General features: G+C 37.6%; 22 protein-coding genes. 16 read left to right on the top strand and 6 right to left on the bottom strand.

Going from position 1 to position 23,311, the window contains the following annotated elements; genetic code table 11:
• The first annotated feature begins 37 nt into the window (after positions 1–37).
• From MVE01_RS03050 to MVE01_RS02990, 13 genes are all read left to right on the top strand, one after another.
• Complete coding sequence (locus tag MVE01_RS03050) at positions 38–559, top strand: hypothetical protein (RefSeq protein ID WP_472560689.1); 522 nt, start codon at positions 38–40, stop codon at positions 557–559.
• Positions 560–692: 133 nt separating this feature from the next.
• Entirely contained in the window at positions 693–1,640 is a 948-nt protein-coding gene (locus tag MVE01_RS03045) for an AAA family ATPase (protein ID WP_472560688.1), read from the top strand.
• Between the two features lie 15 nt (positions 1,641–1,655).
• Positions 1,656–2,483, top strand: coding sequence for a DUF58 domain-containing protein (locus MVE01_RS03040; RefSeq protein WP_472560687.1), 828 nt, complete (start codon positions 1,656–1,658; stop codon positions 2,481–2,483).
• A gap of 13 nt (positions 2,484–2,496) precedes the next feature.
• On the top strand, positions 2,497–2,904 hold the full coding sequence (locus MVE01_RS03035) for a hypothetical protein (protein ID WP_472560686.1): 408 nt from the start codon (positions 2,497–2,499) through the stop codon (positions 2,902–2,904).
• Positions 2,891–3,808, top strand: a complete 918-nt coding sequence (locus MVE01_RS03030; protein ID WP_472560685.1) for a vWA domain-containing protein — start codon at positions 2,891–2,893, stop codon at positions 3,806–3,808. Before MVE01_RS03035 ends, MVE01_RS03030 begins: the two co-directional genes overlap by 14 nt.
• Positions 3,809–4,813: a vWA domain-containing protein gene (locus MVE01_RS03025; RefSeq protein WP_472560684.1), complete on the top strand. Its 1,005-nt coding sequence runs from the start codon at positions 3,809–3,811 to the stop codon at positions 4,811–4,813. It begins immediately after the preceding gene.
• Positions 4,810–5,724 (top strand): tetratricopeptide repeat protein, encoded by a 915-nt coding sequence (locus MVE01_RS03020; protein WP_472560683.1) that lies wholly within the window; start codon positions 4,810–4,812, stop codon positions 5,722–5,724. The genes MVE01_RS03025 and MVE01_RS03020 overlap by 4 nt, the downstream gene beginning before the upstream one ends.
• A 31-nt stretch (positions 5,725–5,755) precedes the next feature.
• Positions 5,756–7,249: a BatD family protein gene (locus MVE01_RS03015; RefSeq protein WP_472560682.1), complete on the top strand. Its 1,494-nt coding sequence runs from the start codon at positions 5,756–5,758 to the stop codon at positions 7,247–7,249.
• Positions 7,250–7,485: 236 nt separating this feature from the next.
• A complete protein-coding gene (locus tag MVE01_RS03010) occupies positions 7,486–8,091 on the top strand; it encodes a Crp/Fnr family transcriptional regulator (protein ID WP_472560681.1) in 606 nt (201 codons plus the stop codon).
• A gap of 68 nt (positions 8,092–8,159) precedes the next feature.
• On the top strand, positions 8,160–10,331 hold the full coding sequence (locus MVE01_RS03005) for a hypothetical protein (protein WP_472560680.1): 2,172 nt from the start codon (positions 8,160–8,162) through the stop codon (positions 10,329–10,331).
• Between the two features lie 185 nt (positions 10,332–10,516).
• Positions 10,517–12,193 (top strand): alpha/beta hydrolase family protein, encoded by a 1,677-nt coding sequence (locus MVE01_RS03000; protein WP_472560679.1) that lies wholly within the window; start codon positions 10,517–10,519, stop codon positions 12,191–12,193.
• Positions 12,194–12,362: 169 nt separating this feature from the next.
• Positions 12,363–12,497, top strand: a complete 135-nt coding sequence (locus MVE01_RS02995; RefSeq protein ID WP_472560678.1) for a hypothetical protein — start codon at positions 12,363–12,365, stop codon at positions 12,495–12,497.
• An 18-nt stretch (positions 12,498–12,515) separates the two neighbouring features.
• Positions 12,516–14,402 carry a TIGR00341 family protein gene (locus MVE01_RS02990; protein WP_472560677.1) on the top strand — a complete coding sequence of 629 codons (1,887 nt, stop codon included), beginning with the start codon at positions 12,516–12,518 and terminating at the stop codon, positions 14,400–14,402.
• Between the two features lie 64 nt (positions 14,403–14,466).
• On the opposite strand, the gene MVE01_RS02985 is transcribed toward MVE01_RS02990, so the two are convergent.
• Complete coding sequence (locus MVE01_RS02985; protein WP_472560676.1) at positions 14,467–15,306, bottom strand: prephenate dehydrogenase; 840 nt, start codon at positions 15,304–15,306, stop codon at positions 14,467–14,469.
• 118 nt (positions 15,307–15,424) lie between these two features.
• Here MVE01_RS02985 and bamA point away from each other — a divergent pair, with 118 nt between their 5' ends.
• On the top strand, positions 15,425–17,731 hold the full coding sequence (gene bamA / locus MVE01_RS02980) for an outer membrane protein assembly factor BamA (protein ID WP_472560675.1): 2,307 nt from the start codon (positions 15,425–15,427) through the stop codon (positions 17,729–17,731).
• A gap of 43 nt (positions 17,732–17,774) precedes the next feature.
• Here the strand turns inward: bamA and MVE01_RS02975 are convergent, their stop codons facing one another.
• The 5 genes from MVE01_RS02975 to plsY all read right to left on the bottom strand — a co-directional run bounded on the left by MVE01_RS02975 (position 17,775) and on the right by plsY (position 21,380).
• Complete coding sequence (locus tag MVE01_RS02975) at positions 17,775–19,298, bottom strand: Ppx/GppA phosphatase family protein (protein WP_472560674.1); 1,524 nt, start codon at positions 19,296–19,298, stop codon at positions 17,775–17,777.
• A gap of 8 nt (positions 19,299–19,306) precedes the next feature.
• The gene (locus MVE01_RS02970) at positions 19,307–19,558 is read right to left on the bottom strand and encodes a YfhL family 4Fe-4S dicluster ferredoxin (protein ID WP_472560673.1); all 252 of its coding nucleotides are present in this window, start codon (positions 19,556–19,558) and stop codon (positions 19,307–19,309) included.
• A gap of 134 nt (positions 19,559–19,692) precedes the next feature.
• Complete coding sequence (gene hsrA, locus MVE01_RS02965; RefSeq protein WP_472560672.1) at positions 19,693–20,367, bottom strand: homeostatic response regulator transcription factor HsrA; 675 nt, start codon at positions 20,365–20,367, stop codon at positions 19,693–19,695.
• A 75-nt stretch (positions 20,368–20,442) separates the two neighbouring features.
• Positions 20,443–20,769, bottom strand: a complete 327-nt coding sequence (locus MVE01_RS02960; protein ID WP_472560671.1) for a dihydroneopterin aldolase — start codon at positions 20,767–20,769, stop codon at positions 20,443–20,445.
• Positions 20,769–21,380, bottom strand: coding sequence for a glycerol-3-phosphate 1-O-acyltransferase PlsY (plsY, locus tag MVE01_RS02955; protein ID WP_472560670.1), 612 nt, complete (start codon positions 21,378–21,380; stop codon positions 20,769–20,771). Before plsY ends, MVE01_RS02960 begins: the two co-directional genes overlap by 1 nt.
• A gap of 79 nt (positions 21,381–21,459) precedes the next feature.
• On the opposite strand from plsY, the gene nadA reads away from it, so the two are divergent.
• Together nadA and nadC are read left to right on the top strand one after the other, a co-directional pair.
• Positions 21,460–22,455 carry a quinolinate synthase NadA gene (gene nadA / locus MVE01_RS02950; RefSeq protein ID WP_472560669.1) on the top strand — a complete coding sequence of 332 codons (996 nt, stop codon included), beginning with the start codon at positions 21,460–21,462 and terminating at the stop codon, positions 22,453–22,455.
• Positions 22,455–23,273, top strand: a complete 819-nt coding sequence (nadC, locus tag MVE01_RS02945; protein ID WP_472560668.1) for a carboxylating nicotinate-nucleotide diphosphorylase — start codon at positions 22,455–22,457, stop codon at positions 23,271–23,273. The genes nadA and nadC overlap by 1 nt, the downstream gene beginning before the upstream one ends.
• The last annotated feature ends 38 nt before the right edge of the window (positions 23,274–23,311 follow it).

Here is a 23,311-nt window from a genome sequence, read left to right as displayed (position 1 = left end):
TAAAGATGAATGAGTATTTCATCATAGGAGGCAAATAATGAGAGCAGTAAAACTAAATATGATCATACTTGGTACCGTAAGTGCATTTTTTCTGAGTGCCTGTGGTGGAGGAAATGCACCGACAGATGATGTGACGGCACCAACTTTAGCAGAAGTAATAGCAGTGCCGACACCGACAAGTGATAATACACCTAATTACACCTTCTCATCAGATGAAGTCGGAACGATCACCTATGGAGGTTCATGTGATTCAGTAACGACCATTGCAGTGGCAGGGGACAATACAATCACTTTTAATACACTTGCATACGGAACATATAATGACTGTACGATCACAGTAATAGATGCAGCAGGCAATCCTTCAGCAGCATTGGTAGTGACAGCATTTGAAGTAGTAAAGGAAAAAGAAATCGCATCATGCAGTAACGGTTCAATAACACTAAAAAAAGGAGACAAGGTCATTGCTTTGGAGGATAATACGGAAGTAAAGGTAGTCCATAAAGATAATGGTACAAAAACAGTTTGTGTCTCCAAAGGTAAAGCAGCTTACCAAGAATAGGCGTATGGTAAAATTCAAGTATCCCACTATGGGGACTTGAATATAATAATCAAGGTTGATTATTTTTTGTCATTAAACTTCAATTAACCTCACTCAAGTATACTTTTCCTAATCAATCATTCAGGAGAAAAACTTGAGTCAAATTATTCAAAATATCAAAACGGAAATTTCAAAGGTACTTGTCGGTCAAGACAAGATGGTAGAAGGACTGCTGGCAGGACTTCTTTGTCGTGGACACATTTTACTTGAAGGTGTACCCGGACTTGCAAAGACCACTGCGGTAAATGCACTGTCAAAGACACTGGGGCTGAATTTCAAACGTGTACAGTTCACCCCTGATCTACTGCCCTCAGACATCATAGGAACAGAGATCTATGACCCTTCCAATAACAGTTTTAAGATCAAACAGGGACCGGTATTTACCAACCTGCTACTTGCAGATGAGATCAACCGTGCTCCGGCAAAGGTACAGTCTGCACTGCTTGAAGTGATGCAGGAGCGTCAGGTGACCATCGGTGATGAAACTTTTAAGATCGATCTTCCTTTTCTTGTTATGGCAACACAGAACCCTGTAGAACAGGAGGGTGCCTATGAACTCCCTGAAGCACAGCTCGACCGGTTTATGATGAAAGTGGTGGTGGGCTACAACACAAAAGAAGAAGAGCTTGAGATCGCAAGACGTGTAGCCAACAACAGCTTTGGCAGCATACAGCAGGTCGCTACCAAAGAAGATCTTGAGAAGATCAGAGAAGAAGCAATGCAGGTACACATGGATGAAGAGATAGAAGCGTATATCATTGAGCTTGTTGCTGCTACACGTGATCCTAAAGCCTATGGTCTTGAAGAACTGGAAGCCTACATAGAGTTTGGTGCGAGTCCAAGAGCAAGTATTGATATGTACAAAGCAAGCAGGGCGATCGCTTACCTTAAAGGACAGGATTATGTCTCGCCTATAGAGATAGCGTATATTGCCAAAGAGATATTGCGTCATAGAATTATTTTAAGTTATGAAGCACAGGCTGAGGATATTACGCAAGACTATATTATTGGAAAAATTCTTGCGGCAGTTCCAATTCCGTAAAATTGTAGGGTAACGATGAATAAAAAAGCTAAAAAGATCATTCTTAAAACCAAAAAGCAAGTCTATGGAGATATGCTTGGAAACAATGCATCTATGTTTCAAGGCGAAGGCTTTGAATTTGCCGAGCTTCGGGAGTATGTCTATGGAGATGATGTTCGTAAGATAGACTGGAAGACAACGGCAAAACTGGGTAAACCTTTCGTAAAAGTCTATAAAGAAGAGCGTGAGCTTAATGTTGTTGTGGTTTCCATGCTACCGGGTTCTATGTATTTTGGTACTGTCAGACAGAAGTCAGATGTACTTGCCGAAGTAGTGGGTACTTTAGGTTTTTCTGCTGTAAAAAATGCGGATCTCTTTTCACATTTGCTTTTTGCAGACAAACTGTATGATCTGAGTAAGCCCAGTAAAAAACTTTTTTCTGTGCATAAAGCAGTAGAGGAGTCAGTTGGATTTGATCCTCTTGGGAAAGAGGGAGACTTTAAGGCACTGGTAAAAACCCTGAATAACCGACTTAAAAAGAAAGCACTGCTTTTCATCATTTCAGATTTTGTAGGTGATATTGATTTGAAACTTTTGAGTAAAAAGCATGATGTTTTTGCTGTAATCGTGCGGGACAGCTTTGAAGAAGATCCTTCGGAACTGGGTTACTTGAGACTCATAGACATGGAGACAAAGCAGAGCTTTGAAGGCAACATTGACAGTGGTACACTGAAGAGTTATAAAAAAGCATTGCACGATAATGATGAAAAACTCTACAAGCAGTTTAAGAAGCAGGGTATTCGTTTTACGAAGATATATACGCATGAAGATGCCGGCTTAAAACTGATGAAATCCATGCGATAAGAGGAGAATAGCAATGAATGAACAAAATTTAACAGCACAACTTAAAGATATAAAGCCATTGCTGGAGATTCCTGATAATACTTTCTATATTTACTGGGGACTCATCATTGTAGGAAGTGTGCTGCTTCTTGGTATACTTTTTTTTACTCTCAAGAGACTTTGGGAAAATAGAAAAATAAATCTTGCCAAAGGGTATCTTGAAAAACTCAAAGCAATTGACTGGAAAAATACCAAACAAAGTGCCTATGAAGCAACACATTATGCAAGACTTTTAGCTACGGATGAGCGAAGAAAAGAGCTCTTTTCACAGCTTGAACCAATGCTGGAGAAATACAAATATAAAAAAGAGGTAGATACTGTGGATGATGATACACGTAATGCATTCAACCTCTATGTGCAGGTGGCAGATGAGTCAATTTAGTTTTGAATATCCGTTATTTTTACTGTTAATTCTACTTTTTTACATTTGTTCCAAATGGTGTAAAGAGCGCAGTCGTGCTATTTTCTTTCCACATGTAGGTACACTCATCGCCAAAACGGCAAAAAAGAGCTCTTTGCTTAGTTGGCTAAAGTGGATAGGAATCGTCTCAGCAGTGATTGCTTTGGCTTCGCCTGTGATCACCAAGAGTTATTCCAACTCCAAAAAAGAGGGAAGAGATATTGTGTTAGTTCTGGATTCAAGTGATTCCATGCGGCAACAGGGTTTTGATCCCAATGATATTTTCAAAAGTAAATTTGATGTGGTCAAAGAAGTGGTAGGTGATTTCATCAAAAAAAGAAAGAATGACCGCATAGGGATGGTAACATTTGCCGATGTGGCATTTATCGCCTCCCCTTTGACCTTTGAAAAAGAATTTTTGACCAATATTACAAAAATGCAAAAACTCGGCATGGCAGGAAAACGTACGGCGATCAATGATGCATTGGTACAGGCATATAATCTGCTGAGCAAGAGTAAAGCCAAGTCAAAAATAGTCATACTTCTCACTGATGGGATAGACAATATGAGTAAGATCCCTTTTTCAGATGTAAAAAGTATGATCGAAAAGAGGAATGTGAAACTCTATACCATTGGTATAGGAGGATCGAGAGACTATGATGGCAGGTATCTGCAGGCACTGGCTCAGGCAGGAAAAGGTAAAGCCTTTGGGGCAAGAAATGCACAAGCATTAAATCAAATTTATAATGAGATCGACAAACTTGAAGCAAGTAAACTTAATGATAAGAAAGTAGTAGAGCATACCTATTTGTATATTTATCCGCTCTTTCTGGCAGTATTGAGTCTGTTGTTGTTTGTCTATTTTAGAAACAGTAAAGGAGTGTAAATGGAATTTGTTAATCCTTACTTATTTTGGATACTTATCATCCCTTTTGTGCTCTTTGCCTTTCTCATCAGTACGAACAAAGAGAGGCTTTCCCGCATCTTTGATGAAAAGGTACTGAACAGGCTGAGTGCAGCGAATGAGAGTATGCCTTTGATGGTGCGGAATATTACGATGTTCGCTGCGATATTTTTAATGATCGTAGCCCTCGCCAGACCAGTCATTGATGAAGGAGATAAAACAGTAGAGATACAGGGCTTGACTCTTTTGACAGCCTTGGACATTTCCGGTTCTATGCGTAGTAAAGATGTCTACCCCAACCGTTTAGAGTTTGCCAAAAAGAAGATGAATCAACTTTTTGATGCGATGCCAAGTGATGAAATAGGGATCATGGCATTTGCCTACTCTCCTTTTGTGCTGGCACCGTTCACCTCAGATAAAGAGACATTGAAGATGATGGCAGCGGGGGTAGATGACAGCTATATCAATATGGGTTCTACTGATTTTAGAGCATTGGCAGAACAGGCAGCTCAACTGTTGGAAAAGAAAGATCCAAAAATACTCATACTCTTTACAGACGGTGGAGATGAAGAAGCGATCGCAGGATTTGGTGATCTTTTAAAAGAGAACCATATTGATCTGTATGTCGTTTTGGTGGGTACGACCAAGGGGGCTCCGGTATTGGACAAGAATGGTAAACCTATGAGTCTTAAGAGTGGTGCAATCGCTATTACCCAAAGAAATGATGCTTTGGGGAAACTGGCAAAAGCCAATGGTGGTGCCTATGTGGTAGCAGGTAATGGAAAAGAAGATATGCAGAAGCTCGCCTCTCTTATTAAGAGCAAGTATACAAATCAGCAGCAGGGAGAAGTGAAGATCAGACAGCGTGTAGAACTTTTCTATTATCCGTTAGGACTGGGTTTACTGTTGTTGCTGATCGCTTTGAGTTCTATGCCTAAAAGAAGTAAAAATGAAAAATTAAAAATGAAAAATGGAGGTGAAATATGAAAAAACTGATAATACTATTCACTATTCCTTATGTACTATTCACTTTCCTCTATGGAGGAATTACTGATTTTAAAACGATAGAAAATGCAAAAAAAGCATATGATAGCAAAGCATATACAAAGAGTGCAGCACTTTTGGGTGGATTAGAATCTAAAACACCCCAGAAAGAGTATGATATAGGAAATGCCTATTATAAAGCAGGTAAGTATGATGCAGCGCTTAAGGCATATACACAGGCCGAAGGTGTAGATGAACATCAGCGTCTTCACAATGTAGGAAACAGTTATTTTCAGAAAAAGAAGTGGGATAAAGCCATAGAAACATACGAAAAAGCCTTGAAGATCAAAGAAGATAAAGATACACGTTTCAATTTGGAATTGGCAAAAAAGATGAAGAAAAAGCAAGAAGAGAAGAAAAAGAAACAACAGAAAAAAGACCAAAAGAAAAAGAAAAACAACAAGAAAAAAAACGATAAGAAAAAACAGAATAAAAACAAACAAAACAAAGATCAAAAGAAAAATAAAGATCAGCAAAAAAAGAAAGACCAAAATAAACAAAATAAGAAACAAGACCAAAACAAACAAAATAAAAAGAAGTCTGATCAAAAGAAAAAAGATCAGAAAAAACAGGATCAGAAAAAACAAAATGGTCAAAAGAAAAAAGATGAGAAGAAAAAAGAGGGAAATAAAAAGCCTTCCAACTCAAAAAAAGAAAAAAAGCCTAAAGAGAAAAAAGGTGATAAAACTTCAGGAGAGCCTAAAAAGCAAAAGATGAGCAAAGCGCAGAAGCTGAAAGCACAGGAGCTCAAAAGACTGCTTAAAAAGATGGGAGCCAAGAAGACCCCGACAATGATCTATCAGATGGGTGAAAACAAAAAACACAAAAGGGACGACAATGTTAAGCCATGGTAGAGATAAACTACTTTTATTTAGGAGAAAAAATATGAAAAAACTATTACTTTTATTAGCCACTCTTTTTTTGCCCACTACGCTTTTACTTGCCGCTTCCGTTGAAGCACAGCTTGCAAACAGTGAAGTGGTACAGGGCAATATGGCACAGCTGCGTATTGTTGCGCATGGAAACAGGGCAGCATTTCCCAACATTAAAATGATAGGAGATGCAAAAGTATTGGGAAGTTCTCAACGTTCCAATAACTCTATCAGTTATATTAACGGAAAGATGACAACAGACCGCAGTACAAGTCTTGTGCTTACTTTTGCACCACAGCATGACATGACCATTCCTGCCTATAGTGTGAATATAGACGGAAAAATCTATAAAACAAACCCTATCACATTAAAAGTGGTAAAAGCCAATGCTCCTCAAACAGGAGGCAGTCAGCCTTTTGCTTTGGCATTAAAAGCAGACAAACAGAGTGTGATGGTGGGAGAGCCGTTGCTTGTGAGTGTCTATTTTAAAGTAGGCAGAAGTGTAAGACTTTCACAGCAACCCCAGTATCAGAAACCTGACTTCAAAGGATTTTTCACTAAAGAGCTGGGCAGCGAAAAAAGTTATATGCAGGGCAACTATCAGGTGACCCAACTGGATTATCTGTTAACACCGGAAAAAGAGGGTAATTTTACTGTAGGACCTGCCACTGCAAAAGTAGGGGTAGCTGATATGAGCAGAAGAGATATATTTGGTAACTATGGTACAGTATGGACGCCTATTGCCTCCAATACGATAGATATAGAAGTCAAACCGATACCCGATGATACAGATCTGGTAGGGAATTTTACACTCCAAAGCAGTCTGGACAGACCAAAAACCAAAGCAAATAAACCGGTGAACCTTACTGTCAGGATAGAAGGCGAAGGAAATCTTGAAGATTTTGAATTTCCTGCCTATGATATTGACGGTGTAACTGTTTACAGCGATGATGCCAAAGTGCAGACACAGGTAGTAAACAAACATATCAAGAGCAGCTATGTGAAAAAGTTTGTTTTTATCTCAGATCATGATTTTACCATACCTTCAAAAACGATTTCTGTGTATGATACAAAAACCAAAGAGGTGAAACAGCTTCATGTACCAAGTTATAAGGTAGAAGTAGCAGGAAACAAAGCAGCAGTTGTGTCTCAAAGCTCACCTGCTGCAGGTATTGTTCAGACAGATATAAAACCAGTAACACCAAAAGGTCAGGATAATGCTGGCTCAAAAGCTAAGAGCGTACAGACTGTAGCATGGTGGATGATCGCTGTTTCCTTTGTACTTGGTATGCTGGTGATGTATCTGACTAAATTCCTGCCTGCATTCAAACGAAAACCAAGCCCGTTCAAAGAGGAGGAAGCCCTTAAATTGCTTTATGGACATATGAGTGAAGACAAAGCAGTAGAGGAGATGGTACGCAAACTCTATGCCAAAAAGAGTGGAGACAAGTCCGTGCAGATAGACAAAAAAGAACTCAAAGCAATGGTGGAGTGTTTTAGAGGATGAGGTAATATACCAGTAATACTTCTGCACTAAAATGAGTGTATCTATTACATCATTTTAAGGGAAAAAGAATGAAAACAAAAAGACAAATAGGGGGGGCTATTAAACCGTTCAGTCTCCTCAGTATTGTACAAATTAATTTTTTTAGATGCTATAATATCCGAAATCAAATGAATTCTTTGGGTTTCTCAGAGAGTTTAATCGATTAAAAATAAGAAAAAGAAATTACAATAATTTAAATGTATACTAAATATAAAAGATTTATCGAAAAATATATAGATACAACATCAAAAGAATGGGAGCAATATAAAACTAAAATAAACATTGAACATTATAAAAAAGGTCAAATTATACATCATGCAGGTAATGTTTGCCATAAAATATCTTTCATTAATTCAGGTTTGGCAAGAGCATACATGATAGGAGAAGATGGCAAAGATTATACATGGAATATTATGTTTAATGATGAAAATTCAAAGGTCAATAATCTGTTTGTGGTAGATTACTACAGTTTTATTACACAGAAGGAATCTATAGTGTCTATAGAGGTCATCGAAGATTGCGAATTGTTGGCTGTGTCGTATGAAGATGTACAGAATTTACATGGAATACTGCAAAAAGAAGAGAGACTTAGTCGTCTTATGACTGAGGTAGCCTATGCAACTCTTTATGAAAAAATAATAGATCGGCAGATGAAATCATCTCAAGAAAGATTCGATGCATTTATGCAAACCACCCCATACCTACTGGATAAAGTCCCACAATATCATATAGCAACCTATCTGGGTATGACTCCTCAATATCTTAGTCAATTAAAAAAAGAGTGCAAATATTCATATAGTTGAATGACAAAGCGTTTGTTTTTTTGTATGATGGAATCATAATTGAACTTAAATAAAATGAAGGAGATCAAATGAAAGTTAATTATAAAACCGTAGTGGGTATATGCGCTTTAGTGTTATCTTCGAGTATTTTTGCTGCAGATATTGGTGTGATTCCTGATAAAAAATGTCCTGCAAATTCAAAAACAATCACAATCTATATGGATGATGAAGATACATCAAATGCCAGTAAATTAACAGGTTGGGTAGGGGATACAAGTAGAAAAACAAAATTTAAATTTTGTCGTATAAATAGTGAAGCATTTAAACCCTTGTCAAATGGAGAAGATTATGCCGTGTTACAATTGAGTGAAAGTTGTCCTGCCGATAGTATTAGCTTTTACCGATATTTTGATAATGAAAATACACATAATAATAACAGTTTTACAGGTAATATTTATCCAAATAGTGTTGGACGTAATACCCGTTTAAAGTTCTGTTATTTTGAGGGGAGAGATCAGGGTATGGATTCTTTCCCTGATATAGGGATAGCATATGGTGTTTTTGCACCTAAACATTTTTCTAAATCTCTAGCAAGTGGAACAATCTATACTGATGATGAAAACAAAAATAATGCAAATAAATTAAACGTTTATGGTCATAATGCAATCAAATCTATTATTCACGGTACGCATAATACTACGTTGCATGTTCACAAAGTAAAAGAGAATACTACAGTATTAACTTCTGGTGAACCAAAAGTTCGTACTGTTGATAGGGGAACATACAAGTACTATAAAATCTATGCGCATGCAGGCGATACAGTTAAAGTAGATTTGTATGATATGGATGCAAATGCTAATTTGTATGTCAGAGTAGGCTCAAAAGCTTCCAAGGAGAGGTCTGATTGCAAGTCTGTGAAGGGTGGACACTCACACGATGCAATACCTGATAGTTGTTCAGTGACTGTGAATAAGGATAGTGATGTCTATGTGTCTGTCTATGCTCCTACTTATGGATGTTATAATAATGTTGAACATACTATTATGGCAAGTATTCATAAAAATGTAAATAAAAAAGAGTTAATCCTTCACCCAAAATCAAGATGGCACTATTTATATCCAAGTTATTATGCTTCACATGCTGACTATATTAACACTTTGCCTTTTTCTGGATTTACCATAATTGGTGACACGTTTACTGATAAAGTTATGAAACACGATGCAACTGAAATATCACGTGCAACTATATTTAATGAACTCAAAGTTATGAAAGATCTATACACTGAAAAATCAAACTTTCTAGAAGTGCGTATGCATTTTCCTGGTGACTTTTGGGATAATACGGATACATGGGATAATGTTATAGCCAATTTTGGAACTTTAGCAAGTGTAGCCAATGAATTAGGTTTCAGAGGGATTATTTATGACAATGAAGCCTACCACGATCAAGATCGTAAAATGATTAACTACGATCATAATATTACTAAGTATGATAAAAGATATGTGTCGTATAAAAATCCTAAACATACTTTTGTGCAACATTCAGAAAGGATAACAGCTCTTTTCAAGAAAATTATGGAAGCGATGGTACGTAATTATGAAACAATAGATGTGCTTTACTACCATTCTCCTGTAGAAGGGCATCAAAAAGGTGACCATGGCATTGTTGACGAGGATGGTGAAACGCATCCTGTTGTGGTGGATACAACAGAGCATACTAGTGAATGGCAGGGTGCAATGTTCCTAGGGCTAAAAAAAGGACTCTCTCATCAGGCAACATTGCATGATATGGGAGAAGATTATAAACTTCGTACACAAAAACATTTTGATGATGCCTATGAATGGCGTAAATATACCATTGCCTCTAATGATACCAATGAAAAAAAGATAGATTCTACCAAGCACTGGATAGTACCAGTGGATGAGCGTGCTTCATGGGCAAAAGAAGTGCATGTAGATTTTATGGTTTCCAATGAACCCTTGACTAGCTTTTATCACGGATGGGATACTACAAATAAAGTAAGTCTTAAAGATATGAATATAACACTAAAACGTGCGCTAGATAAGAGTGATAAATATGTTGTTTTCTTTTCTGCCTCTAAAGCGGGTAAACAAGGTGGACTTGTTCACTTGGATTGGCTTGAAGTTGATGAACCTAATGCGCATGATAAGCAGGGTAAGCCCTATATTCTAAACCCTAGTCTTGACCCTGCTTGGAAAGGTATGATGGAAGAAATCTATAGAAACAAGGTACGAAAATAATTTTTCTATAATCACTCCACATAAAAATGGAGTGATTCATGCAAAACTTCACGGTACTTTTAGCCAAAAAACCACCCTCAACCAAAACCAAATCAAAAATAAAAAAATCATAAATATTAAGATAGATGAATGACAAAGGTTTTATTTTGGTGTATGATGAAGTATATTAAAAAAAGGAGAATACAATGAAACGATTAAGTAAAATACTACTTTTAACAACATTGCTACTTTCACCCCAAGTTTATGCAAGCGCCCATGGAGATGTGGAATTATCTTCTGGTCAAAAAAAAGAGAAACAGGTTGTTAGTAGAGGCACATACCAATATTATAAAATTTATGCACATGCGGGTGATACAGTTAAAGTAGATTTGACCGATATGGATGCAAATGCTAATTTATATGTCAGAGTAGGCTTGCAAGCTTCCAAGGAGAGGTCTGATCGCAAGTCTGTAAATGGTGGACACTCACATAATCCAATGAATGAAAGTTGTTCTGTGCCAGTGAATAAGGATAGCTATGTGTATATAGCTGTACATGCTCCTCTTTATGGGTCTTATTCAAAAGTAAAACATAGTATAAAAGCAAGTATTATACGACCAAATAACACTACACGCTTACGTTCTGGTGAACCAATAGTGCGTACTGTTGATAAAGGTAAATATAAATACTATAAAATCAAAGCAGATGCGGGTGATACAGTTAAGGTAGATTTGTACGATATGGATGCAAATGGCAACTTATATGTCAGAGTGGGCTCACAAGCTTCCAAGGAGAGGTCTGATTGCAAGTCTGTGAAGGGTGGACACACGCACAGTGCAATACCTGATAGTTGTTCTGTGTCTGTGAATAAAAATGGTTATGTCTATATTGCTGTATACGCTCCTACTGATGGATGTAATAATTTTGTTGAACATACTATTATGGCAAGTGTAAGTTCTGGAGGGGGAGATGACTATGGGAAAGCAGGGAAATATGAAATGAGGATGAAAGAAAATAAAAATCGTGAATACACTTATTATTACCCTAAAGATATAGCCAATATGAGACCAAAGCCACCTTTAATATTCATGGTACCAGGTGGGAATGGAAATACAGCTAAAGGATATACAACACTTATTAAATTTATGGTTAGCCATGGAAATGCAGTTTTAGCCTCAAAAAGTAGTTATGGTGCTTATCATATTATTGATAGATTAGAAAAAGGTATAATAGATTTAGCTATAAATAACGAAGTAGATACTACAAAAATCGGTGTTTTTGGTCATTCTACAGGAGGTGCACATGCCTTCAATGTGCTTAAGCATTTTTCAGATAAAGAAAAGTATGGTTCTAATGGTAGATTTATCTATTCATTCGATCCGTATCATATCCAGGGTATGCATGAAAATGAGTTACAGGCACTACCAACCAATACCAATGTAATTATGTTTCAGTCTACCAAAGATGGAAAATCTCCTGGACCCGGAGAATCACCAAGAATACCTTTGAAAACATATAGTTTATTGACTTCTATTCCTAGTGACCAAAAAGATTATCAGGTATATGACGAAAAACAGGGGCATCATTATATTGAAGATAATCATATAGTTGGTGAATCATTTAAAGATCGTGTTGCTAATATACAGCATGTTCTCAAGCCTTTAGATGCTTTAATGGCATATACTTTTAACGGTGTCAGTTCTGCAAAATCTATAGCATTAGGTGTTGGAAGTGATCATCCAATTTCAGACGGTATGGTGGAACTTGATAAGCTAAATGAAAATGGAGATAGTGTTGTCTTTACAAAAAATTCTAACTGTAGGGTTACTGGAGAGGATAAGGAAAACTATCATATTAACTCTTGTAAACCAACAGGATTGTAATGTAAGAGGCTCTCTGAATCTGTGAGACAATGCAAGAGTGAGTTGTAATTTACTGACTTTGTAGTGGTTCTATTTTACTATGAAATTAGTATCTTGCAGTTCATATTCATAATTACATGAAAATGATACTATAGATAATTGTGTAGAACCAAAGATACAACCTAATTAGTTGATAGAACTTGCTATAATTGTTCCATATAAAAATGGAGTAATTCATGCAAAACCTCACGGTATTACTAGCCAAAAAAAATCTACAATTAAAATCAAAAAAGAACTTAAAGAGATGGTGGAGCGTTTTAGGTAGGGTTGTTATAATACTCTTATGATTTATTATATATATGCCGATGATAAAAAAGCGTTCATTGAAGAATGCTATCCCTTCTTGGAAGAACAGAAGATCGTTTACCTTCCTTTTTCCAAATTGGGTGAAATGAATGTGGATCAGGCAATCCATCTTTTGGTAACAGGTTGTTTGCATGAGATCAAAATTTTAATGGGGATCGCCCATCAAAACGGCCTTCCTCTGGGGATCATTCCGACTGAGGAACAAAAAGAGCTGATAAGGACGTTTGATTTTCCTGCCAAAAGGGAGGAGGCGATTTCTCAGGCACTCCAAGTAAATGAAAAGAAGATCGACTTGCTTTACTGCAACGGGGAGATCGTACTGCAAGAGGTAGTTGTGGGCGATGCGCCGCCTCTTGACAGGTTCGATTCTACACTCAACCAAAAAAGTTTTTTTGACAGAGTAAAGATCTTTTGGCGTACGATGAAGCGTGTTAAAGAACTTAAGCATACACAGATGAAGATCACTGTTGCCCAAAGCAATGAAATTAAACTCTCTGCTGTTGGAATTGTGGGTATAGAATATCCCAACCACACATTTGCCTCTAAACTCATTGCTTCACAATTATGTTCTACGGATGGAAAATTTTCCATTGTTATTCTTTCTCCTACTTCCATCATGCAGTATATTGGCTATCTGTTTAAGTCCTTGGTTTCCCATTTAACGCCGCAGCAACTACCCCGATCGGTAGGGTATATACGCAGTAGCAAGATCACCATAGAGCCAAAAGAGCCAATGAATGTGCTCATAGACTCGGCTCAAAAACAGCTCACCCCCATAGAATTGGAAGTAGAGGAGAAAGCTTTAGCTTTGGGAGCAGGTGAAAAATTTTGGGAGAAACAAGGTAAAGAGTCGGGAACTAAAGACAGTATTAAGATAGACCATCTCCCTTCAGATGATGAGAGTGCAAATTATCTTTCAAAGAGTATTCCTCTTTTTTCCCATGCTTCCCAGGAGCAGTATGCTTCCTTGTTCACCAGTTTAAGGGAAGAGAGTAAATTAAGTTCTACATTTATGACTTTGCTGATCTTGTCAACAATGATCGCAACATTTGGACTTTTTATCAACTCCAGTTCTGTGATCATTGGTGCCATGCTTCTTGCTCCTTTGATGCAGCCTATTGTAAGTCTGAGTATGGGGGTACTCAGACAAGATACAACACTTCAGTTCAATGGTGCAAAAACAATCTTGATAGGTGTGATTGCTGTAGTAATTACAGCAGCACTCATTGCTGTTTTCACGCCCATAGAACGACTGACCACAGAGATGGCAGGGCGATTGAGCCCTACCATCCTTGATCTTTTTGTAGCCATTGTTTCAGGTGCTGCGGCAGCGTATGCAAAGAGCAATGAGAAAATACTCGGAAGTCTGGCGGGTGTTGCTATTGCTGTGGCATTGGTGCCTCCTATAGCTGTAGCTGGTATAGGTTTGGGTTGGGGAAACTGGCATATGTTCTTCACAGCATTTCTACTTTTCATTACCAACCTTGTAGGTATTGTACTGGCAGCAGCATTAACCTTTACAATATTGGGTTTTTCACCTATTCATATCGCAAAAAAAGGAATGATGACATGGATGGGTATTGTCGTTATCGTTGCGATACCTCTTTATAGCGCATTTTCGCAAATGAAAGAAGATATAGAAGTACAAAGAACACTTTCTAATTTGGTTTTTAATGTAGGTGAGCATGAGGTAAAATTAACACATATTAACCTGTTGCATCATCCAAAGAGAGATGAAATACGCTGCGAGGTCATCAGTACCGGGATATTAAGCAAAGATGAAAAAGCAAGACTCAAAGAGGCGATACTCAAAAGTATACATAAAAAAGCTACGGTGATCGTAACGTTTAGATACAGATTATGATCACTTTTGCAAGCTTAGATACTGTTATAGTATATTATTTTCAGTCACTGAGCTTGTCGAAGTGCTAATTTAAAATATCATGCAGTGTATTGGCTTTTTTCATCCATTTATTTAAATTTTCCCACTCTTCATTCTCAATCATTTTTTGACACTTTTTCAGCTCAGATTGAAAAGCATAAATAGACTCAAGGAGATTCTCTTTATTCTGTCTGAAAATATCTTCCCACATATTTGGACTTGATTTGGCGATACGGCTCATATCTTTAAATCCACCCCCCGCAAGGGCAATAATACTTTTTTTAGCTTCCTGTTTCATCACTGCATTGGCAAGAGCGTAGGAGAGTGCATGGGGCATGTGGGAGATAAATGCAGCATGTCTGTCATGCTCTTTTGCATCCATGAAGACCAGTTTCATCTGTATGTCTGTGAAGAGTTTTTTGGCGATTTTCTTCTGATGCTCTCCACTTTTTTCCAGATCACAGAGTACAACGACTTGATCTTTGTAGAGATCAGCTACTGCAGCAGATGGTCCAAACTTTTCTGTCCCGGTCATAGGGTGTGCTGTTACAAAATTCTCTCTTATCTCCGCAGGAATAGCATTTGAGATCTTCTCTTTTGTACTTCCCAGATCGATGATAGTACACTGTGTATCAAGGTTTTTAAACTGCTTGGAAATGGCAATGATCCCATCAACAGGGATAGAAAGAAAAATAATATCACATTGACTGATCTCATCTAAAGTTTGGACGATCTCATCTACAAGACCCAAAGAGAGTGCCTGTTGGCAATGTTGTTCATTATGATCAAGACCTATAAAGTGGAATTTGTCTGAAGTCTCTTTGAGCGCAATACTTAAAGAACCTCCCATCAGTCCAAGACCTATGATACCTATTTTTGTTGCCATATGTTATCCAGAATATTTTTAGGGGATTATAGCATGATTTTTTTTGTTTTTTTTGTTTATTATGAATCTCTTAGAGGAATAAAGATAAAATATTAGCAAATTATGTTAAGGTTGAAGTATGATAAAAAAGATAGCTTTTGTATGGCTGTTAATAGGCTCACTGCTGTTGGCACAAAAAATAACACAGATCAAGTTTGAAGGACTGGCTCACCTCTCTCCTTCTGTTGCAAAAGAAGTTGCTGGTATACACGTCGGTGACCAAATGGATAGTGCAAAGATCAATCAATCCATCAAGAACTTTTTTAATCAGGGATATTTTAAGGATGTCTGGGTTGATAAAAAGGGTGGAACACTCATTTACCATTTTAAAGAAAAAGCAGCAATTGCCAATCTTGAGATAAAAGGGTACGGCACAGGGGATGACGGTAAAAAGCTTTTAAAGAGTATTGGTCTTAAAAAAGGCGATCTTTATGATGAGGCACGTATTAAAAGTGCAAAAAAAACCTTGATATCCAGACTTGAGAGTAAGGGTAACTATGACTCTGTGGTTGAAGTAACGACCACTCCTGTCGGGAAAGGTGCAGTTTCTGTTGTTTTTAATGTGAACAAGGGTGAGAAGATCAAGATCAAAAAGCTTAACTTTATCGGTGCTTCAGCATTAAGCAAAAGTGAACTTGAAACAAGTTTGGCAAACCAGGAAGAAGACTTTCTTGGTTGGCTGCCATTTTTAAACAGTGGGGATGTTAAAGTAGATCAACTCGAATATGATGCCTATAGAGTAAAAGATACTTATATGAAACATGGTTATTTAGATGCATACGTAAGTAAACCTCTGATGCGTGTAGATTACAGTTCATACAGTGCGGAGATCGATTATCAGGTAAAAGAGGGAGATCAGTATCGTGTGGGACAAGTGAGTGTAGCACAAGATATAGACGGGTTGGACAGTGAAGCATTGGCAAATGATCTTTCTTTGAAAAAGGGTAGGATCTTCAATATTTCCAAAATGCGTAAAGATATGAAGATGCTTCAAGAAGCAGCGGGAAATAAGGGCTATGCTTATGCAAAGGTACTTCCACGTATGCATAAAAACCCTGAAGACAAAACGATTGATCTTCAATATGTTATTCAACCGGGTATGCAGGTAACAGTTAATGATGTGCTTATTTCAGGAAATGACAGTACAAAAGACAGGGTGATCCGTAGATATATCTATCTGGCTCCGGGAGATACCTTTAATGCAACGGATCTTAAAGACAGTAAGAATGCTTTAGGAAGAACAGGATTCTTTGAAAAGGTTGATATTCAGAGCCAAAGGATCTCTGCTGACAAGATCAACCTTCTTGTAAAAGTAAAAGAGACAGCAACCGGTACGATCTCTGCGGGTGGTGGATATGGAAGTTATGAGGGACTTATGCTTAATGCTTCTGTTTCCGATAAAAACCTTTTTGGTTCAGGGATCAACGGGAGTGTAGGTTTTGATATCTCCAAAATATCAACAAATTATAACCTTTCTTTTACAAACCCTAGACTTTGGGACAGCCTTTATAGTTTAGGATTTAATGTCTATAAGAAAAAATATGAATACTATAACTTTACACAAGACCAAACAGGTGGTTCTCTCATGCTGGGTAGAGAATTCCTAAGACATTTTCATGCATCTGTAGGTGTAGGGTATGTAGATAACAAATCAGAAAAAAATGATAAACAAATTGTTGCCTCTGATGGGAATGTTACATTCTATGATCGCTATGGTTTCTACAATGACAAATATAAGAAAACTTCACTCTTCTTTAACTTATCTTTTGATAATACGGATGATTACTATGTACCAAGAGAAGGGATGATCGCTGCAGTAAATGTTGAATATGCCAGTTTAGACGGAGATGATTTTAATGCGACTGCAGGAAGTGGTGAAGAGGATGGTTATGGTACATTTATAAAAACAGCAGGTAAACTGGGGCTCTATTATGGTTTGAATGACTGGATCGATTATGACCTTATCTTGAGATTTAAGGCAAGAGCTACAGTGATCAGTAGTGGAACGAATGAGAAATTGCCTATAGGTGAGAAACTTTATATGGGTGGTATTGGATCCGTAAGAGGGTATGACCCATATTCACTGACACCACTTAAAGATCCAAATGACCTGAACAGTCGTATTGGTGGGAAAAAACGTGCTTCTGCAACAGTTGAAGCAAGTATCCCTCTCTCTGAAGCAGCAAAAATGCGATTGGCATTTTTCTATGATTACGGTATGATAGGTGAAGACAGTTTCAATGAAATTAAGCGTTCTTCAGCAGGAGCAGTTATAGAATGGCAGTCTGCATTCGGACCGATCAATCTGGTTTTTGCTAAAGCGATCAACCCTGAGGCAGGTGACAGAACATCAACATTCGAATTCTCTATGGGAACGAAGTTTTAATCTTCTCTAAGGGGTGGATCACTATATCCGCCCGCCCATATATTTAAATCCCCAATCTCTTGCATTTAGGTAATTTTTCTTTATCCTCTATAATAATAGCAAAGGGTATAGGTTTCTCTAATGCTTTTATTCTCTCTTTTACAAGATACAATGGTTTATCAGAAGCAATCAGTAAAGTGCTGTTTTTGTAAGTAAAATCAATTTTTGCACTGTTAGATGCTTCATGCAGTAATACTGTAAGTGTATAGATAAAACTTAACCAATACAGTTCTTCTTTTCCAGGAAGTAAAGGTTTAAAACTCTGGAAAAGAGATTTATGAAGGAGCTCTTTTCCATTCATACGAAGCAGAAAAGAGATAAGAACAATCTGTTTATGTGTAAAACCGTAATTCAGCTCTTGCATAGCAATATAGAATGCATGTTGATGTGACTTATAGATAGTCAGAGTTTTCCCAATAGAAGAGAGTTTCAACGCCCATAAAAGTTCACTGCTGTATCGTTTATTGTCTTTTATCTCTTTTTGCAGTACAGTATATAGTGTTGTGGCTATCTTCAGTTTATTCTTTTTCTTTGATTCTGTATAGATGAAAGGCTTGAAGCGATCCAAAATAGAGGTAATACTCGGATTAATATGTTGTGGAAACTTCAGATTGTCTTGTTTGAGAAACTGCTCAAAAAATACGCCTTCTCTTACCCCGACAGAACTTGTAATGACAGCTTTTGCTTCTATAAAAGAGAGTATTTCATTCCAGATGAGAGTACCTTCACGAATGGTATCATAACGGTTTTTTTTCAATGTGAATTTTTTTAGATTTTTTGCCGAACTGAGTGGTATAGCATGTAAATAGTCTGAAAAATCATCTATTTTATAGGTAAAAGCATGAAGTTTGTCTAGAGGATGCTCACTTTGCTTCATAATCCCTTTACTTAGTGCTCTTGCAGTACCACCTATACCAATAGCTAAATTGCTTTTAAAATGTTCAGGGAGGTCTTTAAATACTCTGTCTATATATACTTTAGCTTTTTGGTTGATCTCTTTCATCGGCATAGCTTTATCAAAAAAGAGTTCCTTGAGTCTGACTGTCCCCAAATTAAGAGAATAAGTATCAATGATATTTCCATCTTTAATGAGTGCCAGATCTGATGAACCTCCTCCAATGTCTATGGTGATGACATTATTAACAGGAAGTAGATTTTTTGCAGCTATAGCTCCATATATAGCTTCTTTGTTGCCGTCAATGACATTAATGGACAGCCCTAATTCTCTTTTGATCCATTTTATAAAAATTTTTCCGTTGGGAGCATCTCTTAATGCAGATGTAGCAACACATATGGTTTTATAGGCTTGGTATTTCTCTATTGTATGGAGAAAGGACTGTAGTGCAAAATAGGCTCTTCTTATACCGAGGGGTTGAAGGTAGCCTTCTTTTTCATAAGCTCCTTCACCGATGCGTACTTTTGATTTCTGCTCACAGATAAGATGAAAACCGTATCTGCTTGTTTTTTCAAAAATAACCAGTCTGGCTGAATTAGAACCGATATCAATGATCGCGGTTCGTTTTGCCATCTTAAATCTTACTCTTCTTCCTGAAGTTTTTCAAATTTAAATTTTAATTCTTCAATATTTTCTACATTGTCCGGATCTGAGATAATGCAGTCTACAGGACATACTGCAATACATTGTGGTTCATCAAAGTGACCTACACATTCTGTACATCTGTCTGAATCTATAAGATAGATTGGATCATTCTCTTCGATCGCTTCGTTGGGACACTCTTCTCTACAAGCATCACATGCTATACATTCATCCGTTATTAAAAGGGCCATATTATCCTCATGTTTTATTATTTATACGAGTTATAACCCAAGAAAGCTTATGCTTTATTTAAAAGTGAATAATTCTTTTTACTATGGGTTGTTTTTGAAGAAGTGGAAGCATTCTTACGCTTCCATATGAGTATTTAGGATATTTTTTTAGGGAAACAGAATCTGTAACCGCGTCTTCTAACTGTTTCAATAGTTGTGATATCCAAAGGTTTATCCATTTTTTGACGTATTTGGTTAATGGCAACCTCAATGACATTTGGTGTGACAAGTTCAGGTTCTTCCCAAATGGCATCCAGAAGCTGCTCTTTAGAGACTATCTGGTCCTTATGCATTGCTAAATGGGTCAGAACCTCAAAAGGTTTTCCTTTGAGTTCTATCTCTTCGCCCTGATAGATGATCTTTTCTTCTTCAGGGTTTATAATAAGATCTTCTATTTCAATGATATTGGAGGCACCAAAACGCAGCTTTGCTTCAATACGTACAAGGAGTATGTCATTATCAAAAGGTTTACGGATAAAATCATCTGCACCGGCACGCAAGGCTTCTATTTCACTCTCTTTGTCTTCACGTTCAGAGAGTACGATCACAGAAGTTTTATGTGCATCTCTTTTTATATCAGATATAAGACCGATATCATTGCCATTTATCTTTGCCCAGCCGAGCAATACGAGGTCATAATTACGAATGTCAAGATAGTATTTGGCATCGCCAAGATTTTCTGCCACATCACATTGATAACTGTTTTCTGTAAGTAATTGGGAAAGTGTTTTTCCCAGTCCAACTTCATCTTCTATGATCAATACTCTCATAAGTGACCCTTTGTCTTTTAAGATTTATTTAATATTATAACATAAAAATGAGGTTTCTGAAAGTTTTTTTAAGATTTAAAATTTCCATGAGTTACTTAATGCAACAGAGCACTCAGACAAGATATCCGGTTTGGTAATTTTAAGTGAGAGTGCTTTGAATTGGGGGTAAGTGGCGTATAAAATATGCTTCATGCCAAGAAGTGCCTCTTCAAGAAGTTTATAACGTTTCTCTTTCAATTCTTTTTGTATAAGAAATACCATATCGGCATAGTCAATAAAGTTTTCATCACTATAGTCATAAGAAGCATCCAGATCAATGATGACACGTTGTGGTCTCTCACGCTCATAATCAAGCAGACCTATGATCACATCAAAGGTAAGTGCTTCTATATGAATGGTCATTAGACTTTGCCTTCCTCTTTTTTGAAGAGTCGTACAAGATTGGGGATATGTTTATAAAAAATGATGAAAGCAATGATCCAGATAGGTGCATGGGAACCGATCCCCGGTACTTCCGGATACATGACATAGGAGGCTATGATGAAGGCAGCCAATCCTATGAGCGAGGAGAGTGAAGATATCTTTAAGCCCTTTGCTGCACCTAGCCATACCGCAATCGCAATAAGGGCAGGTACAGGCATCATCACAAGTAATACCCCAAACCCTGTAGCTACACCTTTACCGCCTTCAAAGAAGAGAAATACCGAGAAACAGTGTCCGGCAACTGCCAGTACAGCGATTGTCCAGAGTACACTTTCCGGGGCACCCAGTGTTTTGGCAACAAGAATCACAAGAATACCTTTGATCGCATCTAAAAAGAGTGTGGCAGCACCTAACTTTTTAGCAAGTTTCGGATCTTTTTCTTTTACAACACGAAGTACATTGGTTGCACCGATATTTCCGCTGCCTTCATTTTTAATGTCTACACCGGCAAACTGTTTTGCCAATAGATACCCAAAAGGAATCCCTGCGATGAGATACGCTGCAAGATAAAGCATTATATTAATATTCATAATTTTTCCACAATTTTAATTTATTCTGCAATTTTAACCGAATTTTGCTAAAATAGCTACAATTTACGAAGGATTGGGTATGAGTATTGATTATAAAGCTGAAATAGAAAGACTCAAAAAAGAGCTTAATGTTACGGTAGTGGCACACTACTATCAACGTGATGAAGTCTTTGAGATGGCAGATATTACAGGGGATTCCTTAGAGCTTGCACGCAAATGTAAAGCAGATGAGAACCCCTGGGTAGTCTTTTGTGGTGTAGGGTTCATGGGACAGAGTGTCAAAGTAATTGCTCCCGAAAAACGTGTACTGATGCCAAAGATTGCCTGTTGTGCTATGGCGCGTATGATAGACGGAAGCTATTTTGATGACTCTGTGAAGTATATGGTGGACAGGGGTGTACCCAAAGAAAATATTTTGCCTATCACCTACATCAACTCAGATGCAACAGTGAAAGCCAAAGTAGGTGAGATGGGTGGTATGGTATGTACGTCATCCAATGCATTCAAGATTATTGAAAAAGGGTTGGAGAGCGGAAAGAAGATCCTTTTTGTTCCAGACAGATGTCTGGGGCAGAACTTTGCCATTCAGATGGGATTGAAGTCCTGTATTATCGGAGAAGGAGAGTGTGATCCCAAAGAAGCAGATGTGATCTGTTTTAACGGTTTCTGTTCTGTGCATCAGCTTTTTACACTGGATGACATAGCATTTTATCGAAACAAATACCCCGGTATCAAAATAGCTGTACACCCTGAGTGTGATCCGAAGATCGTGGCAGCGTCAGATTTCTCAGGTTCTACTTCGCAGCTTATCAAATATGTGAATGAGCTTGATCCTGAGCAGAAAGTTGCTATAGGAACGGAGTACAACCTGGTAAACAGAATGAGACAGGGCAACACATATGTACTCTCATCAACAAAACCTGAGTGCCCGACCATGAATGAAACAACACTTGAAGATCTCTATAGAACACTCAAGTCTATTGAAGATAATAAACCGATTAATGAGATCGTGGTGGATCCGCATACAGTAAAGTATGCCAACCTTGCACTTGAACGTATGCTGGCGATCAAATAATGTTAAAAGAAGTATTTTTAAAAAAACTTATCGCAGAAGATCTAGGAAGAGGTGATCTTTTTTCCCGTATTTCTGAGAGTAAAAAGATACGTGCCTATGTCATTGCCAAAAGTGATGGCGTGTTTGCCGGACGTGAATATGTGGATGCACTGGCAAAGATGTATGATTTGAATCTTATGTGGGAAGTGAAAGATGGTGACCTCTTTACTAAAGATAAAAAACTGCTCTTTATTACGGGAGATTCCAAAACGATCCTCTCTTTGGAACGATCTATTTTAGATATGGTCTTGCATGCAAGTTCCATTGCAACATTGACGGCACGTTATGTAGATGCCATTAAAGATACCGGGGTGAAACTGCTTGATACAAGAAAAACCAGACCGCTGCTTCGAGAGTTTGAGAAGTATGCCGTACGTTGTGGTGGCGGGATCAACCACCGTATGGGACTAGATGATTGTCTGATGCTCAAAGATACACACCTTAAAACCATAGATGACCTTGATATTTTTATGAAAGAAGTTAGACAAAAGATCCCTTTTACCTCTAAGATAGAGATAGAGTGTGAAAGTCTGGATATGGCCAAACGTGCTATGAAGGCTGGAGCAGATATCGTTATGTGCGACAATATGAGTTTGGAAGAGACAGTAGAAGTCGTAAAGTTCAGAAATGAAAAATATTCACATATACTGCTTGAAGCAAGCGGCAACGTGACGCTGGATACGATCAAAAACATCGCAGCTACAGGAGTGGATGCCATCAGTTCGGGTTCGGTGATCCACCAGGCGAAGTGGATCGATCTCTCTATGAGGGTAGAGTAACAGATGGGTAATAGAGTTTTACTACACTTCCCGGTACG

It is taken from the genome of Sulfurovum sp. (genome assembly GCA_026990595.1).
Taxonomy (GTDB): Bacteria; Campylobacterota; Campylobacteria; order Campylobacterales; family Sulfurovaceae; genus Sulfurovum.
Note: the sequence above shows the minus strand (reverse complement) of the source record. Positions and strands in the feature narration are given on the sequence as shown.

What these genes read in the sequence shown, in the direction of transcription:
- MVE01_RS03025 (WP_472560684.1), top strand. Translation starts at nt 3,809, where the DNA reads ATGGAATTTGTTAATCCTTACTTATTTTGGATACTTATCATCCCTTTT.
- MVE01_RS02970 (WP_472560673.1), bottom strand. Translation starts at nt 19,558, where the DNA reads ATGGCCCTTTTAATAACGGATGAATGTATAGCATGTGATGCTTGTAGA.
- MVE01_RS02960 (WP_472560671.1), bottom strand. Translation starts at nt 20,769, where the DNA reads ATGACCATTCATATAGAAGCACTTACCTTTGATGTGATCATAGGTCTG.
- bamA (WP_472560675.1), top strand. Translation starts at nt 15,425, where the DNA reads ATGATAAAAAAGATAGCTTTTGTATGGCTGTTAATAGGCTCACTGCTG.
- MVE01_RS03010 (WP_472560681.1), top strand. Translation starts at nt 7,486, where the DNA reads ATGTATACTAAATATAAAAGATTTATCGAAAAATATATAGATACAACA.
- MVE01_RS03005 (WP_472560680.1), top strand. Translation starts at nt 8,160, where the DNA reads ATGAAAGTTAATTATAAAACCGTAGTGGGTATATGCGCTTTAGTGTTA.
- MVE01_RS03030 (WP_472560685.1), top strand. Translation starts at nt 2,891, where the DNA reads ATGAGTCAATTTAGTTTTGAATATCCGTTATTTTTACTGTTAATTCTA.
- MVE01_RS03015 (WP_472560682.1), top strand. Translation starts at nt 5,756, where the DNA reads ATGAAAAAACTATTACTTTTATTAGCCACTCTTTTTTTGCCCACTACG.
- MVE01_RS03020 (WP_472560683.1), top strand. Translation starts at nt 4,810, where the DNA reads ATGAAAAAACTGATAATACTATTCACTATTCCTTATGTACTATTCACT.
- MVE01_RS02975 (WP_472560674.1), bottom strand. Translation starts at nt 19,298, where the DNA reads ATGGCAAAACGAACCGCGATCATTGATATCGGTTCTAATTCAGCCAGA.
- MVE01_RS03000 (WP_472560679.1), top strand. Translation starts at nt 10,517, where the DNA reads ATGAAACGATTAAGTAAAATACTACTTTTAACAACATTGCTACTTTCA.
- plsY (WP_472560670.1), bottom strand. Translation starts at nt 21,380, where the DNA reads ATGAATATTAATATAATGCTTTATCTTGCAGCGTATCTCATCGCAGGG.
- nadC (WP_472560668.1), top strand. Translation starts at nt 22,455, where the DNA reads ATGTTAAAAGAAGTATTTTTAAAAAAACTTATCGCAGAAGATCTAGGA.
- MVE01_RS02985 (WP_472560676.1), bottom strand. Translation starts at nt 15,306, where the DNA reads ATGGCAACAAAAATAGGTATCATAGGTCTTGGACTGATGGGAGGTTCT.
- MVE01_RS03040 (WP_472560687.1), top strand. Translation starts at nt 1,656, where the DNA reads ATGAATAAAAAAGCTAAAAAGATCATTCTTAAAACCAAAAAGCAAGTC.
- MVE01_RS03050 (WP_472560689.1), top strand. Translation starts at nt 38, where the DNA reads ATGAGAGCAGTAAAACTAAATATGATCATACTTGGTACCGTAAGTGCA.
- hsrA (WP_472560672.1), bottom strand. Translation starts at nt 20,367, where the DNA reads ATGAGAGTATTGATCATAGAAGATGAAGTTGGACTGGGAAAAACACTT.
- nadA (WP_472560669.1), top strand. Translation starts at nt 21,460, where the DNA reads ATGAGTATTGATTATAAAGCTGAAATAGAAAGACTCAAAAAAGAGCTT.
- MVE01_RS03035 (WP_472560686.1), top strand. Translation starts at nt 2,497, where the DNA reads ATGAATGAACAAAATTTAACAGCACAACTTAAAGATATAAAGCCATTG.
- MVE01_RS02990 (WP_472560677.1), top strand. Translation starts at nt 12,516, where the DNA reads ATGATTTATTATATATATGCCGATGATAAAAAAGCGTTCATTGAAGAA.